A 17,478-nucleotide genomic window follows, 5' to 3' on the forward strand; every position below is an offset into this window, starting at 1 on the left:
CGGCCGGGGCGCGCTGGTGTCCGTCGAAAAGCTGTACACACTGGCCGCCCCGGACGACGTCGCCGCCGAGCTGCGCTCCAGCGGTTTCGACGCCGGTGCGGTCCGCTACGGCGTCGACGCGTACCGGCTGACCTACCGGACCGTCGACCCGCACGGCCGCCCCACCACCGCGAGCGGGCTGCTCGCCCTGCCGCACGGGCGGGAGGGCGGGCTGCGGGCGGTCTCCTTCGCCCATGGCACCGGCAGCCACAAGAGCGACGCGCCGTCCATGCGGCGGCACGGCTTCCTGCCGTCGCCGCCGGTCACGTACGCGTCGGCCGGGTTCGCCGCCGTCGCGCCCGACTACCTCGGCATGGGCACCGGGCCCGGGCTCCACCCCTGGATGGACGTCCCCTCCGAGACCACGGCCTCGCTCGACATGCTGCGCGCCGCCCGCGCCGTCGTCCCGCTGGAGCGGAAGGTCGCGGTCACCGGCTTCTCCCAGGGCGCCTCGGCCGCCCTCGGGCTCGCCCGCTCGCTCCAGGCGGGCGAGGACCGCTGGTTCCGGCTGGGCGCGCTGGCGCCGGTGAGCGGGGCGTACGACTTCGGGGGAACGGAGCGGAAGGCGCTGCTCGGCGGAGAGCTGGACGCCACGTCGAGCGCCATCTACGTGGCGTACACGCTGGTCGCCTTCAACCGGCTGCACGAGGTGTACGACCGCCCGGAGCGGGTGTTCCAGGGGGACGCCCGGCGCATCGAGTCGCTGTTCGACGGCGAGCACACCGGGCTGGAGATCAAGAACGGCATCCCGGGGACGGTGCGGGAACTGCTCACCGACGAGGGCATGCGGTTGCTCGAACATCCGACCGGGGAGTTCGCGGCGGCGCTGCGGACGGCCAGCCGCGTGTGTACGGGGTGGGCGCCGCGGGTACCGACGCGGCTGTACCTGGCGGACGGGGACCAGGAGGCGGCGGTGGAGAACACCGCGGTCTGCCGGGCGGAGCTGCGACGCCGAGGGGCGGACGTCCCGGTGGTCGACGTAGGTCCCGTCGACTACCAGGGCTCCCGCCACCTCGGCTCGAACGTCGCCGCCACGGCGTCGATCGTCCGCTGGCTCAGCGATCTCCCGTAGCTACGGGAGGCCGTGGACCTTGGGGCCGACCGCCTTCGACCAGGCGTTCCCGCTCGCCGCGTCCCAGTTGGTGGACCAGGTCATCGCGCCGCGCAGGCCGGGATAGGTCTTGGACGGGGTGAAGCCGCCGCAGCCGGTGCCCTTGGTGAGGCAGTCGAGGGCCGCGTTCACGACGGCCGGTTCGACGTAGCCGGAGCCCGCGCCGCTGGGTGAGGCGGGGACGCCGAGGCCGACCTGGGACGGGGCGAGGCCGTTCTCCAGCTGGATGCAGGCGAGGGCGGTGAGGAAGTCGACCGAGCCCTGGGAGTAGACCTTGCCGTCACAGCCGTTCATCGAACCGCTGTTGTAGTACTGCATGTTGACGACGGTCAGGAAGTCCTTGATGCCCAGGGCGGTCTTGAAGTACTCGGTGGACGGCGACTGCATGTCGATCGTCTGTGGCGCCATCGTCACCACGACGTCGCTCTTCTTGTCGTGGACGGCCTTCAGCGCCTTGGTCATATAGGTGGCGTTGAGTCCGTTTTCGAGGTCGATGTCGACGCCGTCGAAGCCGTATTCGTCCATGAGGCCGGTGATGGAGGCGGCGAAGGCGTTCGCCGAGGCGTCGTCGCTGACCGAGACCGTGCCGTTCTGGCCGCCGACGGAGATGATGACGGACTTGCCCGCGGCCTGCTTGGCCTTGATGTCGTCCTTGAACTGCTGCTCGCTGCCGTAGCCGACGGCCGGGTCGAGGGTGAAGTCGACGGCACCCGGCGTCCCGGCCGCGTCCGCGAAGGCGACGGCGATGATGTCGTAGTCGTCCGGGACGTCGGCGAGCTTCTGCACGGTCGCGCCGTTGTCGAAGTTCTGCCAGTACCCGGTGACGGCGTGCGCCGGTACGGCGGCGGCCGCATGTGCGGTGCCGGTGGATATCAGTCCACCGGCGGCGAGCGCGGCGACCGCCGCGGTTCCGAGCAGCTTGTTCCTGAACTGTGCGCGTGCCACGACAGCCTCCGAGCGTGGGGGGAGAAAAAAGGGAGGTGGTGCCAGTGCGCGTCCAGGGGCCCCTGAGGCGTGCGACCAAGGTGGTCCAGACCAATACGCTTGTCAAGTCCATGGCACGTATCCGCTGGTCACGGGCTACTCCCCGCCACGAACGGGGGGTGTGCGCGAACCAGGGGGGTGTAACGCAGAGGAACTGTTCTCTCACGCGGCTTTCGTGGATAAAGTGACGATGCACCAGCCAGGGGCAGTTCACGAACTGCGGCCGCCGCCGCTCGGCGACGACGTGAGACGGGGTAGCCGACGTGCCCACCGCGATAGCAGTCACCAGCCGTGAGCTGGTGCTTCCACCGCCCGACGGGCAGACCCCGTCGGCCGTAGTGCTCCGGCCGCCGGAGGAGCAGTCGCTCGACGACGCGCTCGCCGAGGTCGGGGCGCTCCTCGACGCGCAGGGCTATCTGGTGACGGTCTATCCCGCCGCCACCCCGCCGCCCTTCATCCGCAGACTGCACACCGTGCGCTCCGTCCTGGAGAGCGACCGGATGGCGCTGTGCCCGCTCGAACTGCCGCCGCTGGCCGTCGCCGTGATCGCCCGTCAGCTGCGCCAGCTGTCCGTGTCCGACTTCAGCCCCGGCGTGCTGGCCTGTTCCGCCCGGCTGCTGGCGCACTACGTGCACGCGGGCGCGCTGCTCGGCAGCGTCGCCAAGCTGGACCGGGTGCCGGTGAGCCTCACCTCGCACGTCAAGTCCTGGATGCCGGGCACCCACTTCGGCGTGCTCGCCCACCCCGAGCCGCGGTTGGTCAAGGTGGGCGGGGGCGGGGAGCTGCCCGGGCCCGCGTACGGCACCGAGATGACCGTCGCCCGGGGCCAGCTCACCAGCCACGGCCATGGGACGGCCCCGCGCGACGACTGGGTCAGCGGAGCGCTGGCGCCCTCCTGGGGCGTCCGGGACGTCCAGGACGTGCCGCTGGCCCCCGAGTCGGCGCGCTGGTGGGGCACCCCGAAGCTGATCGAGTTCGCGGCGGCCATCCCGGACCTCTCGGTGCTCTACCAGCTCGTGGCGTCCGTGCGGAGAGAGGAATGCCACTGGTGCGGCTTCGAACTCATCGGGGACCGCTGCGCGTTCTGCTCCTGCCCGGTGCCGCGCGGCGATGAGATCCCCGCCCTGAACCAGTCCGCCGAGCGTCCTGCCCTGACCAGCCGGTAAACGTCCCACTCACGAGGTTGTCCGTCCATGAATTCTCGCCAGCGCCGCGGAGTCATCCTGCTGGTCCTGTCGGTCCTGTGCGCCGGTGGCGCGTTCGCCGGAGTGCTCTCCGTCGTCAACGACGTGGAGTCGAAGGTCGGCCCCGAGACGACCGCGTACAAGCTCAAGTCGGACATCAAGCCCTACGAGGCGCTGGAGCCGGGGGCGTTCGAGGCGGTCTCGATGCCCGAGCGCTGGGTGCCCGACGCCGCGATCACCGATCTCGACGAGGTGCGCGGCAAGATAGCCGTGACCGAGCTGACCAGGGGCTCGCTCCTGCAGAAGGGCATGATCGTCGACCGGCCCGCGCTCAAGTCCGGGCAGCAGGAGATCGCGATCATGGTCGACGCGGCGACGGGGGTCGCGGGCAAGATCACCCCAGGGTCGAAGGTCAACGTCTACGCGACCTTCGAGGGCAAGACGCAGGGCGAGACGCCGGTCTCCAAGCTGATCGTCCAGGCCGCGGACGTCCTCGACGTCGGTGAGCTGAAGGCCCTCCAGCCGGACGAGGACGACGAGCGCCGCGTCGACCAGGCCGTGCCGATCACCTTCGCGCTCGACACCAGGGACGCCCAGCGCGTCGCGTACGCCGAGTCGTTCGCCTCCCACGTACGGCTCGCGCTGATCGGCCCCGGCGGCGACGCCTCCGTATCGCCGCGCGACCGCACCTACACCCTCGACGGCGACAAATGACCCCCGTGAAGAGTGAGGAGGTGGAGCGGTGACCATCAGGATCCTCCCGGCCGTCGGCGACGCCGACGCGGCCCGCGCCATCGGCGGGCTGCTCGGCCAGCTGCCCGGCGTCGAACCGTCGGCGCCGGTGGGCGACTCGACCCGGCTGCTGGACACCCTCGCCGCGCTGGCCGCCGCCTCCCTGGAGGAGCTGCCCGAGGTCGTCCTCGTCCATGAGCGGATCGGCCCGTCGCCCGCCCTGGAGCTGATCCGGGAGGTCGCGCTGCGCTTCCCGGCGGTGGGCGTGGTGCTGATCACCGGCGACGCGGGACCGGCCCTGTACTCGGCCGCCATGGACGCGGGCGCGCGCGGCATCGCCGGGATACCGCTGTCGTACGACGAGCTGGCGGCCCGCGTGCAGGCCGCCGCCCAGTGGGCCAGCGGCGTACGGCGCCACCTCGGGGGCGGCGGCGACGTGGCCGCCACCGGTCCTGGCGGCACGCTGGTCGCCGTCGCGGGCGCCAAGGGCGGGGTCGGTACGACCGTCACCGCCGTGCAGCTCGCGCTGGCCGCGCGCGCGGCGGGGCGCACCGTCGCGCTGGTCGACCTGGACCTCCAGTCCGGCGACGTGGCCTCGTACCTCGACGTCCAGTTCCGGCGCTCCATCGCCGACCTGGCGCAGATCACCGACATCTCGCCGCGGGTCCTCCAGGACGCGGTCTTCACCCACCACACCGGGCTCGGGCTGCTGCTCGCGCCGGGCGAGGGCGAGCGCGGCGAGGAGGTCACCGACCGGGCGGCCCGGCAGGTCGTCGGGGCGCTGCGGACCCGGTTCGAGCTGGTGGTCGTCGACTGCGGTACGCAGATGACCTCGGCGGGCGCGGCCATCGTCGAACAGGCCGACACCGCGCTGCTGGTGACCACCCCGGATGTGGTCGCGGTGCGGGCCGCCAAGCGGATGGTGCGGCTGTGGGACCGGCTCCAGGTCCGCAAGGCCGAGGAGACCGTGACGGTCGTCAACCGGCACAGCCGCAGCGCCGAGATCCAGCCGCAGCTGGTCGCGCGCGCCACGGGCACGGCGGTCGCGCGCACCGCGATCCCGGCCGGGTACAAGGAGCTGCAGCCCGCCGTCGACTCGGGGCGGATGCAGGACCTGGACCCCAAGTCCGCCGTCAAGCAGGCGCTGTGGGGGCTCGCGGGGGAACTGGGCCTGGTGGACGGCGCGCAGGGCGCGCCCCCGCCGGGCCGCCGCGCCCCCCACCGGGGCCATCAGGCGCAGGGCGGCGACCGCACCCTGCCCGGGACGCGGCGGCGCCGTGCCATAGGAGCCGGTCCGTACGACGAGGGCGACGGCGGCGGCGAGGCGGGCCCGGGGACGGACGCGCTGAACGAGATCCCGCCGTCCGGCACCGGCCGCTTCCTGCGCAAGCGGGGCGGCGACCGGGGCCAGGTCACGGTGGAGTTCATCGGCGTCCTGCCGCTGGCGCTCATCGTGCTCGCGGTGGTCTGGCAGGTCGTGCTCGTCGGCTATACGTACTCGCTCGCGGGCAACGCGGCCGACAAGGGGGCCCGGGCGGGCGCGGCCGGGGGAGCCGGTGCCTGCCAGGCGGCGGCGCAGGACGACATCCCCGGCTCCTGGAGCGCCGACATCGACTGCCCGGGCGGGGGCGACGGCGCGGTGTACCGGACGACGGTGAAGCTGACCGTCCCGATCCTGTTCCCGGGCGCCGCCGACTTCCCCTGGACGGTGACCGGTTCGGCGGGCGCGGCCGACGAGACGGAAGCCGCGGCGGGCCCGGGGCAGTGAGGGGGCGTACAGCGATGACCCGACGGACCAGGACGGCCTTTCCGGCCCGCCGTGCCGCGCCGCCCGGAGCGGCGGGGGCCGCTCGTGCGCGGGGCGAAGCGGCCGCAGCGGCTCCCGGGGCGGTCCGGTCGACGGCATCGCGCGCCGCTTTCCCCGCTCCGCCGCCCCGGGCCGCCCGCCAAACGGCGGGCCGTACATGGCCGCTCCGGCCGCTCCGCGCGACCGCGGCGCACCGGGCCGACCGATGGGACCGTCCCGGCTCGTACGACCGGTGGGGCGCGGCCGACCGGGCCGGGCGACGCGGTCGAAGGGGCCGCGACCGGGGGCAGGCGTCGATCGAGTTCCTCGGCTTTCTGCCGGTCCTGATCCTCGTCGCGCTCGCCGCCGTACAGCTGGGCATCGCCGCGTACGCCGTCCAGCAGGCGGGCACGGCGGCGCGGGCGGCGGCCCGGATGGGGTCGCTGGACGAACCGGGCACCAGCCCGGCGGCCGCCGGGCAGGCGGCGATCAGCGGCTGGCTGGCCGACGGGACGAACATCAGCGGGGGCGACTGCGGCGGGGACGAGGCGAGCGCGACCGCGTCCGTCAAGATCCCCTCGGTCATCCCCGGCTTCGACATCTTCGGCAGCGCGGAGAGGAGCGCCACCATGCCGTGCGACGAAGGATCCCTCCAGGCGGCGGGAGGCGGTTCATGAGCCTGCGGGCCCGGATCAACACGCCCGAGGGGCCGTCCGAGGGCCGCCAGGACGGGCATCTGGTCGCCGTCTACCGCGCCAAGCTGCTGGAGGAGATCGACCTCGCCGAGATGTCCTCGCTGGCCGCGGCCGAGCGCCGGACCCGGCTGGAGCGCGTCCTCGGCCACATCATCAGCCGCGAGGGCCCGGTGCTGTCCACCGGCGAACGGTCCCAGCTCATCCGCCGGGTGGTGGACGAGGCGCTGGGCCTCGGCGTGCTCGAACCGCTGCTGGAGGACGCCTCCATCACCGAGATCATGGTCAACGGACCGGACCAGATCTTCGTGGAGCGGGCGGGCCGGGTCGAGCTGGTGCCCGTCCGGTTCGCGTCCGAAGAGCAGCTGATGCAGACCATCGAGCGCATCGTCTCGACCGTCAACCGGCGGGTGGACGAGTCGAATCCGATGGTGGACGCGCGCCTTCCGTCCGGTGAGCGGGTCAACGTGATCATCCCGCCGCTCGCGCTCACCGGCGCCACGCTCACGATCCGCCGCTTCCCGCGCGCCTACACCCTCAGCGAGCTGATCGGCATGGGCACGCTGGACGAGCAGATGCTGTTGCTGCTGGCGGCACTGGTGCGGGGCAAGTTCAACGTCGTCGTCTCCGGACCCACCGGCTCCGGAAAGACCACGCTGCTCAACGCCCTCTCCGGGCTGATCCCGGACGGCGAGCGGATCATCACCGTCGAGGACGCCGCCGAACTCCAGCTCCAGCAGACCCATGTCATCCGGCTGGAGTCCCGGCCGCCGAACGTCGAGGGCAAGGGCCGCATCACCATCCGCGACCTGGTCCGCAACTCGCTGCGGATGCGCCCCGACCGCATCATCGTCGGCGAGGTGCGCGGCGGCGAGACCCTGGACATGCTGCAGGCCATGTCCACCGGCCACGACGGCTCGCTCGCCACCGTCCACGCCAACAGCGCCGAGGACGCGCTGATGCGGCTCCAGACGCTCGCCTCGATGTCCGATGTGGCGATCCCGTACGAGGCGCTGCGCGACCAGATCAACAGCGCCGTGGACTGCATCGTCCAGCTCGTCCGGCAGGCCGACGGCTCCCGCCGGATCAGCGAGATCGCGCTGCTCGACAGCCATGGCCACGAGGAGTACCGCATCGCCACCGTCTGCCGCTTCGACGCCCAGCCCATGGGCGCCGACCGGATCGTGCACGGGCGGTTCGCGTACTTCCCGCTCCCGGAGCGGGTCGCGGAACGGCTGCGGATGGCCGGTGAGGCGGTGCCGCCCGCGTTCGGGGTGGCCGCCTTCCCGGCGCAGCTGACCACGCGGGGCGCCGTGTACGACAGGGGCGGGTACGACACGGGCGGGTACGACTCGGGCGCGTACGGCGCGCGGGATGGGAGGTAACGGGCGATGGACCGGCTCGCGGTGCTGACGCTCGGCACGACGCTGGTGTGCGGCGCGCTGGGCGTCGCCGGGGTGCATACGTACGCCCGGGGCACGGACCGGCAGCGCGCGCTGATCGACCGGCTGTCGGAGTCGGGCGCGGCGGAGGCGTCCGGGCGCTCGCGCCGCTTCGCCGGGGTGGACCGGCGGCTGCGCACCACCTCGCTGGGGCGCCGTCTTGAGCTGCGGCTCGCGGCGACGGGCCTGGACCTCACCCCCGGCGAGTTCTTCGTCTACACGGCCGGGGCTGCGGCCGGGCTGTGGGTGCTGGTGGCGTCGCTGCTGGCGTCGTTCTTCGGCCCGATCGCGGCCGTCATCGCCGTCTGGTCGGCGTTCGGGTTCCTGGGCTGGCAGCGGCAGAAGCGGATCGAACGGTTCATCAACCAGCTGCCCGAGCTGTCCCGCATCCTGGCCAACGCCACCCAGGCGGGGCTCGCCCTGCGGACCGCGCTGAGCATGGCGGCGGACGAGATGGAGGCCCCGGCGGGCGAGGAACTGTCCAAGGTCGCCGCCAAATTGGCGGTGGGCCACTCGATCGACGACGCGCTGGGCGAGCTGGCCGAGCGGCTGCCGTCCCGGGAGCTGGTGGTGCTGGTCACCACGCTGGTGCTGTCGAACCGCGCGGGCGGCACCGTGGTCAGCTCGCTGCGCAACCTCACCCACACGCTGGAGGAGCGGAAGGAGACCCGCCGCGAGGTCCGCACCCAGCTCTCCCAGGTGACCGTCACCGCGTATGTGGTGCCGCTGATGGGCATCGGGACGCTGCTGCTGATGGACCGGATCTCGCCGGGCTCGCTGGACCGCATGACCGCGTCCTTCTGGGGGCAGGCCGCGGTGATCGGGGCCTTCGCCCTGTACGGGATCGGCTTCTTCCTCATCCGCCGCATGTCGAAGATCGACGTCTAGGGGTACCTCGCATGGGTTTCGGACTGCTGCTGGCGCTGGCCGCGGGCCTGTCGGTGGCGGGCCTCGCGTACGGCATCGCGCTGTACCGCAGCGAGGCCAGGCTGCCGAGCGACCTCGCGGTCGCGCTGGAGGTCGGAGCGACCCGTACGAACGCGGTCGGCTCGGCCGTCGACCGGCTCGGCATGCGCTACGCCCCGCTGGTGCTGCGGCTGATGGGCGAGAAGCGGGTCGCGCGGGTGCGCCGCCGCATCGATCTGGCGGGCCATCCGGGCGGGCTGACGGTCGACCGGTACGCGGCCCGCCGCGCGGTCTACGGGATGCTCGGCTTCGGCGGCGCGCTGGTCATGCTGACGCGGGGCCAGCTGCTGCTGGCCGTGCTGCTGGTCGTCTTCGGCCTGTTCTGGATCGAGGTCGGCATCTGGGCGGCGGTGCGGGAGCGGAAGGACGCGATCGACCGGACGCTGCCCGACTTCCTGGACGTGCTGGCGGTCGTGGTGAGCGCCGGTCTTGGCTTCCGGCAGGCGCTGGACCGGGTGTCCGAGAAGTACGAGGGCCCGTGGGCGGATGAACTTCGCATCACACTTCGGCAAATGGACATGGGGGTCAGCCGCCGCCAGGCGTTCGAAGAACTGCGGAAGCGGAACGACTCCGAACAGGTCGCCCAGTTCGTCACGGCGCTTCAGCAGGGCGAGGAACTGGGCGCTCCGATCGTCGAGACGCTGATCGCCATCGCGAACGATATGCGCCGTACGGACGCCCAGAACGCCCGGCGCCGCGCGGCCCGCGCCGTCCCCAAGGCGACCATGGTCATCACCACCTTCATGGTGCCCGGGACGATGGTGCTGCTCGTGGCGGGGTTCTTCATCGGGTCCGGCACGGACTTCGGTTCGGTCACGGGAGATTGACGGTCATTTGGGCGAATATGCTTCGCGATCGCAACCGGTTGTGGGACAGTCGTCGACGGTGAACTCCTCGGCGGCGGGAGGGGGTGAGAGGGATGGGCCGCGGCGGCGGAGGTCCGCGTACAGGGTTCGAACACCGTGTATCGGGAAGGCAATGCCCCCTGGGACACTGTTCCGAGGCAGCTGTTTCGGCGTACTTTGCTCGTGTCGCGAGCGACACCACGGGGGTTGAGTCGCCGGACCAGAGTGGGACGGCCACCCATGGAGGGGAACACGATGGGGAAGCGCGTTATGGGGAACGACCGGGGGCAGACCTCGATCGAGTACCTGGGGATCATCGCCGTAGTGGTCGCGATCGTTTTGGTACTGGCGACGACGGACTTCGGAAGCATGATCGCGAACGCGATCTCCGACAAGATCGCTCAGGTCGTCGGCATCTGACGAAGCGCGTGACCGAGCGCGTGAAGGCTCGCGGCTACCGCGACGGCTGCCGTAACGGCGACGCCGGGCAGGCCTTTCCGATCTACCTCACCGCGGTCGCGGCCCTGCTCTTCCTCGCCCTCGCCTTCTTCGCGGTGGGCCAGGCCGGGGCCACCCGCAACGGCGGTCAGACCGCCGCCGACGCGGCCGCCCTCGCCGCCGCCCAGGACTACCGCGAGCAGCTGGGCACGGCGCTGCTGGACGCGGTGGCGGACGGGAGCGCGCTGGAGGACCTGCTGAACGGGCGGGGGATCGGCGCGACGGGCGCCTGTGACGAGGCGACGTGGTTCGCCCAGCAGAACGGCGCGGACGTCACCGGCTGCGAGGGCCCGGACTTCCTCCCCACCTCCTTCACCGTCACCGTCAAGACGCAGAAGCCGGTGGGCAAGACCGTCATCCCCGGTACGGAGGACCAGTACGGCGAGGCGAAGGCCAAGGCGGTCATAGGTCCGCGCTGTACGCTCCAGCCGCCCGACGAGCCGTCGCCCACCCCGACGCCGACGCCGACTCCGACGGGCGACGAGGACGGAGACGACGGCGGCGGCAGCGACGACGGAGACGACGGAGACGAGAAGCCCGCCATCGATCTGGACTGCGATGGCGAGACCGTCACCATCGACCCGGCGCACCCGGAACTGCTCCCGGACGTCAAGGATCTGTTCTCCGTGCACCTTGCCGACTGAGCGAACTGAGCGACCGACGAGTAGACGAGCAAAGGACAGCGAGCGATGAGCATTCGGCACACGACGAAGGCCCGGAGGGGGGCTGCCGCGGCGGCGCTCGCAGCGGCCCTGGCCCTCGCCGTGGCCGGGTGCGGCAGCGGTGACGGGGGCGACGGGAAGGACAGCGGCGCCCCCCACAAGTCCACCGAGGCCAAGACCGACGACGGGCAGGGGGAGACGGAGCCCGCCGCGGACTCCGAGAAGGTCATCGGCGAGATGAAGGGGCCGAAGAACATCGTCGTCACCCTCCACTCCGCGGAGCGCGACAGCGGCGGCTTCGTCACCGTCAACGGGACGGTGACCAACCGGGGCAGCACGCTGTTCAACCCGATCGACTGGCGCTCCCCGGAGGTGGAGCTGGCCAAGTCCCGTTCGTCCGTGTCGGGTGCGACGCTGATCGACGCGAAGGGGAAGAAGCGGTATCTCGTGCTCCGGGACACCGATGGGCAGTGTCTGTGCACCACGGGGCTCTCGGGGATCAAGGAGAACGAGAGCCGCCCGTTCTTCGCGCAGTTCCCGGCCCCGCCCAAGAGCGTCACGGAGGTCGACTTCCAGCTTCCGACGATGCCGTCCGTCAGCATCAAGCTGTCCGGGTGAGCCCCGCCATGACGACACGTGCGACAGCCCGCCGCGCCGCGACGGCCCTGGCCGCCCTGGCCCTCCTCCTCACCACCCCGGCCCACGCCGACAGCGGCCCCGGCGCCCCCGCCGACACCCGGCCACCCCTCAAGATCGACACCGACGACCCGGATCTGCGGATGCCGGAGGGCGCGAAGCTGGCGGCCGGGCGGGTCCTGGACATCAAGTCGGTCGTCGAGACGGACAACGGCGACGAGCGGCGCGAGGACACCAACACCAAGGTGAGCTTCGCCCTCCAGGCCGAGGTGCTGTTCGGCAAGGACAGCGCGAAGCTCGGCTCCGAGGCGAACGCCCGTATCCAGCAGATCGCGGACGAGGCGGAGCGGCAGGACGCGAAGAGCGTCCGGGTCTTCGGCTTCACCGACAATCTGGGGTCGGCCGCCCACGGCCTCGAACTCTCCCGCAAACGCGCCGACGCGGTGCAGCAGCGCCTGGCCTCCAGCCTGGACTCCTCGGTCGCGTACCAGATCCGCGGCTACGGCGAGCAGTACCCGATCGCGGACAACGCGTCGGAGGAAGGCCGCAAGAAGAACCGCCGAGTAGAAGTCAGCTTCCCCCGAACCTGAGCAACCACCCCGGCGTCAATTCCCCACCCCGCCCCTACCCGACCCCAAGGGCTCCGCCCCTGGACCCCACCGGGGCTGCGCCCCTGGGCCTCGCCGGGGTTGCGGCCCTGGGCCCCACCGGGGTTGTGCCCCCTGGGCCTCGCCGGGGTTGCGGCCTTGGACCCCGCCGGGGTTGTGCCCCCTGGGCCTCGCCGGGGTTGTGCCCCTGGACGTCGCCGGGGTTGTGCCCCCTGGGCCTCGCCGGGGTTGCGGCCCTGGACGTCGCCGGGGTTGTGCCCCCTGGGCCTCGCCGGGGTTGTGCCCCTGGGCCTCGCCGGGGTTGTGCCCCCTGGGCCTCGCCGGGGTTGTGCCCCTGGGCCTCGCCGGGGTTGTGCCCCTGGGCCCCACCGGGGCTGTGCCCCTGGGCCCCGTCGCGGCTGCGGTCCCCGGGCCTCGCGCTTCGTGTGTGTCCTGCGGGAGGGGCGAGTTCAGCCTCTCCGGCGATTGAGGAGCGGGGTCCAGGGGCGGAGCCCTTGGGTCGGGAAGGGGCGGGGTGGGGAAGGACCCCCGGCGGGCACATGGCGCATCATGGGGGCGTCGTTCCAGCCCGCGCGGGAGTTCCCCTGAATACCACCGTCGCCGAGATCCTCGCCGTCACCCTGCTGCTCGCCGTGCTGGCGTTCGCCGTCGCCCGGCCCCGGGGCTGGCCCGAGGCCGTCGCGGCGGTGCCAGCGGCGGCGGTCGTGGTGGGGGCCGGGGCCGTGACACCGGCGGCGGCGTGGGCGGAGACGCGGAGCCTGCTGCCCGTCGTCGGGTTCCTGGCGGCCGTGCTGCTGCTGGCGCAGATGTGCGCGGACGAGGGGGTGTTCGAGGCCGCCGGGCAGGCCGTGGCACGGGCCTGCCGGGGGCGTACGGACCGGCTGCTGGGCGGGGTGTTCGCGGTGGCGGCGCTGGTCACCGCCGTACTGAGCCTGGACGCGACGGTCGTCCTGCTCACCCCCGTGGTGTTCGCGACAGCGACCCGGCTCGGGGCCCGCTCCCGCCCGCATGTCTACGCCTGCACCCACCTGGCGAACTCCGCGTCGCTGCTGCTGCCGGTGTCCAACCTGACCAACCTCCTCGCCCTGGAGGCGAGCGGGCTGTCGTTCATGCGGTTCGCGCTGCTCATGGCCCCCGCCTGGCTGGTGTCCATCGCCATCGAATTCCTGGTCTTCCGCCGCTTCTTCGCCACGGACCTGGCCGCCGGGACGACGAAGCCGCCGCCCGCCGAGTGGCCGCCGGTGCCGGTGTTCGCGCTGACCGTGCTGGGGCTGACGCTGGCCGGGTTCGTCGTGACGTCGCTCGTCGGGCTGGAGCCCGCGTGGGCGGCGGGGGCGGGGGCGCTGGTGCTCGCGGTGCGGGCGCTGCGGCGGCGGACGACGACGGTACGGGGCGTGATCGGCGCGGCGGGCCCGCTGTTCTGCCTGTTCGTGCTCGCCCTCGGCGTCGTCGTCCAGGCGGTCCTGGACAACGGCTTGGAGTCGGCGCTGTCCCGGGTGCTGCCGACCGGCACAGGGCTGCCCACCCTGCTCGCGATCGCGGGCGTCGCGGCGGTGCTGGCGAACCTCGTCAACAACCTGCCCGCCACGCTGGCGCTGCTGCCGATCGCCGCCGAGGGCGGCCCGGGACCGGTGCTGGCCGTGCTGATCGGGGTCAATCTGGGCCCCAACCTCACCTACGTCGGCTCCTTGGCCACGCTGCTGTGGCGGCGTATCGTCCGCCACCACGGGGCGGACGCCGACTCCGGGCTGGGCGAGTTCACCCGCCTCGGGCTGCTCACCGTGCCGACCACGCTGGTGGCTGCGACGGTGGCGCTATGGGCCATGCTGGCGACGCTATGACGCTATGAGGAACCCATGATCGTGCTCATCTGGATCGCCGAGGGCACCTGGCAGTCCGCCGTGGACGCCGCCCGCGATCATCTGCCGGAAAGCGCGGACGCCGAGATCCGTCTGCTGCACGTCACAGACGACCACGTGGCGGGCGCCGCGCACGGCGCCTTCGCCGGGCTGCTGGGCCGGGGCCGCCCCGGGCGGGACCCGGGGGATCGGCTGGAGGAGCTGGCCCGTACGGCGGCGGCCGAACTGCTGGACGCCGCCGCCGAGCGGCTGCACCGCCCGGTGGCCCGGCTCCAGCGGCACGGCCGGATCGAACACGAGGTGGTGCGCGAGGCGGACGGCGTGGACCTGCTCATCTGCGCCCGCGACGGGGACCGCGACCGGCTGGGGCCCCACAGCCTGGGGCCCGCCGCCCGCTTCGTCGTGGACCACGCGCCGTGCGCCGTCCTGCTGGTGTGGCCCGAGGCCGCGCCCGGTATCGAGTCGCTGCCGCCGCCACCGCACTAGCGACCTGTCAGGACTCGATCCAGTTGTGTGCCTGGGCCAGTTCGATGACCCGGCGGCGCACCTGCTTGATCTGGTCGGCGGTGAGACTGCCGCCCATCTCGACCAGCGTCTCCGTCAGCTCCTGCCGGAACTCGCCCACCGAGAGCACATCGCACATCGTGTCGTCGCCCGAGTCCGGCGCGGAGGGCCGGACGACCGGGGGCGCGGTGTTGTGCTCCAGGATGCGGACCTCGGACGCCTTGGGACCCTTGTCGCCGTACTCGGGGACGAACCGCACCTTCGAACCGGGCTGGAACAGGTGCTTCTCGTCCAGGAGGTCGTTCGCGTGCATGAACACGTCTTCGCCACCGTCATCCGGGGCGATGAAGCCGTAACCGCGAAACTCGTCGAACCGCAGAATCTTGCCCGTCGTCGTCAACGTGCCACCCCTACCCCTATACCTCTACCTCATGTACCTCATGAACAGCGCGTTCAGCGTACAGAAGCCGGTGGAGCCGAAGAAGGGCCGGGGTGGACCGCGACCCGGACACCCTGCCGCAGGCCCCAGCCCGCCATCGCGCCCGCCTCGGCCTCCAGGACGTGCCGCGCCCGCGCACGCGGCAGCCCGAGCCGCCCGGGGCGCAGGGTGGTGACGGCCAGCACGGTCATCCGGCGGTCGAGATAGGCGACGTCGATGGCGAAGCGCATCCGGAAGGTGTGCACCCCGCTCGCGGGGGACAGCAGGATCGCGCCGGTCAGCCCGGACCGGCCGAGCAGCCCACGGGCCCGGGCGCGGTACGAGGCGGCGATCTCCAGCGGTACGCCGGATACGCCCCCATCGACGCGGAGCGTTCCGGTGCCGTTCCGCCAGCGGCCCATGTGTGTCCCCTTCACCACCCGGTGTCCACCCTTGGGATGAGTGTTCCACCGATGGGTCCCCCGGGCGGACGGCTTCCGTAGGCTCGGGCCGTGCTGCAACCGCTGCTGATCGTCCTCGCCGCCGCGTACGGCGCCGCCGCCGGGCTGCTGGTGCCGCGCCCGCTGTACCGGCTGGCGGTCGAGCCGGGGGAGCCGTGGCGCGCGGACTGTCCGCGCGGGCACGCGTTCACCGGCCCGGCGCACGGCTGGCTGGGCCCCGCCCGCTGTCCGCGCTGCACACAGAGCGAGGCGGCGTACGGGCCGGGCCCGCTGCTCCCCGCCCTGCTCACCGCGCTGGTGTGCGCGGCCCTGACGGCGGCCGTGGGGCCGCGTCCGGAGCTGGCGGTGTGGCTGCTGCTCACCCCGCCCGCAGTGCTGCTGGCCGGGGTGGACCGGGCGGTGAACCGGCTGCCGGACGTACTGACCCTGCCGATGGCGGGCTCAGCAGCGGCGCTGCTCGGCGCCGCCGCGCCGCTGCCGCACAGCGCCGGGTCCTGGCCCCGGGCGCTGCTGGGCGGGGTGGTGCTGGGCGGGGCGTATCTGGTGCTGTTCCTGATCAGCCCGCGCGGCATGGGCCTGGGCGACGTCAAGCTGGCGCTGACGCTGGGCGTGGCGCTCGGCTGGTACGGCTGGGCGGTGCTCTTCTGGGGCGGGTTCGCCGGGGTGCTGCTGGGGTCGCTGTACGCGATGGCGCTGGTCCTGGCGCGCAAGGCGGGCCGGGGCACGCCGCTGGCGTTCGGCCCGTTCATGATCCTCGGCGCGGGCGCGGGACTGGTACTGGGGGCGCTCGGCACCGGCTGACGCACCAAGGCGTCGGCGCCGCGCACATCCTCACCCCGCCGATGCATGGACAACCGCTCACGAAGGGTTATGGTGGAAACCCCCCCCTCGGGCCGGTCCGTACTCCCCCCCACGGACCGGCCCGCTCTATTACGGGGTTCTGTACGGTTTATCGCGGTGCGACGGCGGCACTCAGCCCGCATAGCGCGTCACGCAACGTAACGGTGGAGGGGGTTCCGTAGGGCGTTCGGGCGTCTGTGCGGCGTCTCGATACCCCGTCCGACCGGCTCGGTTAGCCACCCCCGCCGCCCCGCAGTAGGGTGCTGCCCTTGGGGCGGACAGCCATGGCGAGCCATGCAAAGCACTGAGGGGCTGGAAGACGTGAAACTGCGCGACCTGGTGTACGGGCTCTACGCACGCCGGGTGGAGGGCCGCCTCGACCACGACCAGGTGCCCAAGCACATCGGGGTCATCCTCGACGGCAACCGCCGCTGGGCGCGCGCCTCCGGCGGCACCACCGAGCAGGGTCACCAGGCGGGCGCCAGCAAGATCCGGGAGATGCTGGGCTGGTGCAGTGAGACCGACGTCGAGGTCGTCACGCTGTGGATGCTCTCCACCGACAACCTGGACCGCCCGGAAGAGGAGCTGAAGCCGCTCCTGAACATCATCGAGGGCGCCGTGCGCGACCTGGCCGCCGACGGCCGGTGGCGGGTGCACCACGTGGGGAACCGGGACCTGCTGCCCTCCCGTACCCAGACGGTCCTCAAAGAGGCCGAGCGGGACACGGAGCACATCGACGGAATACTGGTCAACGTCGCCGTCGGCTACGGCGGCCGCCAGGAGATCGCCGACGCCGTGCGCTCGCTGCTGCTGGACCACGCCACCAAGGGCACGTCCTTCGAGGAGCTGGCCGAGGTCGTCGACATCGACCTCATCGCCGAGCATCTGTACACCCGTGGCCAGCCCGATCCTGACCTGGTGATCCGCACCAGCGGCGAGCAGCGGCTGTCGGGCTTCATGCTCTGGCAGAGTGCCCATTCGGAGTACTACTTCTGCGAAGTTTTCTGGCCCGCCTTCCGCAAGGTCGACTTCCTCCGCGCCCTGCGTGACTACGCGGCGCGGCACCGCCGCTACGGCGGCTAATCGCCTTATCGCACAAAGCAGTTCACCGGCCGGGGGGGGGCGCCGCGCCCCCGGCGGCGCCCCCCCCCCCGGGGCCCCCCCCGCCCCCAAACACGCACAAATAAAAAAAAAACAAACCACCACCCCGC

19 protein-coding genes are annotated in these 17,478 nt (G+C 72.4%); 16 read left to right on the forward strand and 3 right to left on the reverse strand.

The features are described from left to right. A partial coding sequence (locus tag ACFV9T_RS39645; protein WP_385447889.1) for an alpha/beta hydrolase family protein occupies positions 1-1,111 on the forward strand: 1,111 nt, incomplete at its 5' end. Here ACFV9T_RS39645 and ACFV9T_RS39650 read toward each other — a convergent pair. After that, positions 1,112-2,095 carry a chitinase gene (locus ACFV9T_RS39650; RefSeq protein ID WP_385447890.1) on the reverse strand — a complete coding sequence of 328 codons (984 nt, stop codon included), beginning with the start codon at positions 2,093-2,095 and terminating at the stop codon, positions 1,112-1,114. A 302-nt stretch (positions 2,096-2,397) separates the two neighbouring features. Between ACFV9T_RS39650 and ACFV9T_RS39655 the strand changes: the two genes are divergently transcribed. The 13 genes from ACFV9T_RS39655 to ACFV9T_RS39715 all read left to right on the forward strand — a co-directional run bounded on the left by ACFV9T_RS39655 (position 2,398) and on the right by ACFV9T_RS39715 (position 14,530). Continuing rightward, positions 2,398-3,300 carry a hypothetical protein gene (locus ACFV9T_RS39655; protein WP_385447893.1) on the forward strand — a complete coding sequence of 301 codons (903 nt, stop codon included), beginning with the start codon at positions 2,398-2,400 and terminating at the stop codon, positions 3,298-3,300. 27 nt (positions 3,301-3,327) lie between these two features. Next, positions 3,328-4,032 carry a Flp pilus assembly protein CpaB gene (cpaB, locus tag ACFV9T_RS39660; protein WP_385447895.1) on the forward strand — a complete coding sequence of 235 codons (705 nt, stop codon included), beginning with the start codon at positions 3,328-3,330 and terminating at the stop codon, positions 4,030-4,032. A gap of 28 nt (positions 4,033-4,060) precedes the next feature. After that, positions 4,061-5,818, forward strand: a complete 1,758-nt coding sequence (locus ACFV9T_RS39665) for a CpaE family protein (RefSeq protein ID WP_385447897.1) — start codon at positions 4,061-4,063, stop codon at positions 5,816-5,818. Between the two features lie 14 nt (positions 5,819-5,832). Further along, on the forward strand, positions 5,833-6,513 hold the full coding sequence (locus ACFV9T_RS39670; RefSeq protein WP_385447898.1) for a TadE/TadG family type IV pilus assembly protein: 681 nt from the start codon (positions 5,833-5,835) through the stop codon (positions 6,511-6,513). After that, a complete protein-coding gene (locus tag ACFV9T_RS39675; protein WP_385447900.1) occupies positions 6,510-7,913 on the forward strand; it encodes a CpaF family protein in 1,404 nt (467 codons plus the stop codon). The genes ACFV9T_RS39670 and ACFV9T_RS39675 overlap by 4 nt, the downstream gene beginning before the upstream one ends. Before the next feature lie 6 nt (positions 7,914-7,919). Further along, positions 7,920-8,858, forward strand: a complete 939-nt coding sequence (locus tag ACFV9T_RS39680) for a type II secretion system F family protein (RefSeq protein WP_385447901.1) — start codon at positions 7,920-7,922, stop codon at positions 8,856-8,858. A gap of 11 nt (positions 8,859-8,869) precedes the next feature. Further along, positions 8,870-9,763: a DUF5936 domain-containing protein gene (locus ACFV9T_RS39685; RefSeq protein ID WP_385447903.1), complete on the forward strand. Its 894-nt coding sequence runs from the start codon at positions 8,870-8,872 to the stop codon at positions 9,761-9,763. 273 nt (positions 9,764-10,036) lie between these two features. Continuing rightward, positions 10,037-10,201: a hypothetical protein gene (locus ACFV9T_RS39690; protein WP_179936527.1), complete on the forward strand. Its 165-nt coding sequence runs from the start codon at positions 10,037-10,039 to the stop codon at positions 10,199-10,201. 8 nt (positions 10,202-10,209) lie between these two features. Beyond that, positions 10,210-10,923: a pilus assembly protein TadG-related protein gene (locus ACFV9T_RS39695; protein ID WP_385447905.1), complete on the forward strand. Its 714-nt coding sequence runs from the start codon at positions 10,210-10,212 to the stop codon at positions 10,921-10,923. 45 nt (positions 10,924-10,968) lie between these two features. After that, a complete protein-coding gene (locus ACFV9T_RS39700) occupies positions 10,969-11,559 on the forward strand; it encodes a hypothetical protein (RefSeq protein ID WP_385447907.1) in 591 nt (196 codons plus the stop codon). An 8-nt stretch (positions 11,560-11,567) separates the two neighbouring features. Continuing rightward, positions 11,568-12,167 carry an OmpA family protein gene (locus ACFV9T_RS39705; RefSeq protein ID WP_385447909.1) on the forward strand — a complete coding sequence of 200 codons (600 nt, stop codon included), beginning with the start codon at positions 11,568-11,570 and terminating at the stop codon, positions 12,165-12,167. A gap of 557 nt (positions 12,168-12,724) precedes the next feature. After that, on the forward strand, positions 12,725-14,026 hold the full coding sequence (locus ACFV9T_RS39710; RefSeq protein WP_385447911.1) for an SLC13 family permease: 1,302 nt from the start codon (positions 12,725-12,727) through the stop codon (positions 14,024-14,026). Between the two features lie 15 nt (positions 14,027-14,041). Next, positions 14,042-14,530, forward strand: a complete 489-nt coding sequence (locus ACFV9T_RS39715) for a universal stress protein (RefSeq protein ID WP_385447914.1) — start codon at positions 14,042-14,044, stop codon at positions 14,528-14,530. A gap of 7 nt (positions 14,531-14,537) precedes the next feature. Here the strand turns inward: ACFV9T_RS39715 and ACFV9T_RS39720 are convergent, their stop codons facing one another. Both ACFV9T_RS39720 and ACFV9T_RS39725 read right to left on the reverse strand, forming a co-directional pair. Continuing rightward, positions 14,538-14,948, reverse strand: coding sequence for a cold shock domain-containing protein (locus ACFV9T_RS39720; RefSeq protein WP_385447916.1), 411 nt, complete (start codon positions 14,946-14,948; stop codon positions 14,538-14,540). A 53-nt stretch (positions 14,949-15,001) separates the two neighbouring features. Beyond that, on the reverse strand, positions 15,002-15,388 hold the full coding sequence (locus ACFV9T_RS39725) for a DUF192 domain-containing protein (RefSeq protein ID WP_385447918.1): 387 nt from the start codon (positions 15,386-15,388) through the stop codon (positions 15,002-15,004). A 93-nt stretch (positions 15,389-15,481) separates the two neighbouring features. Here ACFV9T_RS39725 and ACFV9T_RS39730 point away from each other — a divergent pair, with 93 nt between their 5' ends. Then, positions 15,482-16,228, forward strand: coding sequence for a prepilin peptidase (locus ACFV9T_RS39730; protein ID WP_385447950.1), 747 nt, complete (start codon positions 15,482-15,484; stop codon positions 16,226-16,228). Positions 16,229-16,588: 360 nt separating this feature from the next. Then, positions 16,589-17,350: an isoprenyl transferase gene (locus ACFV9T_RS39735; protein ID WP_385447953.1), complete on the forward strand. Its 762-nt coding sequence runs from the start codon at positions 16,589-16,591 to the stop codon at positions 17,348-17,350. The last annotated feature ends 128 nt before the right edge of the window (positions 17,351-17,478 follow it).

This window comes from Streptomyces sp. NPDC059850 (assembly GCF_042731515.1).
GTDB lineage: Bacteria > Actinomycetota > Actinomycetes > Streptomycetales > Streptomycetaceae > Streptomyces.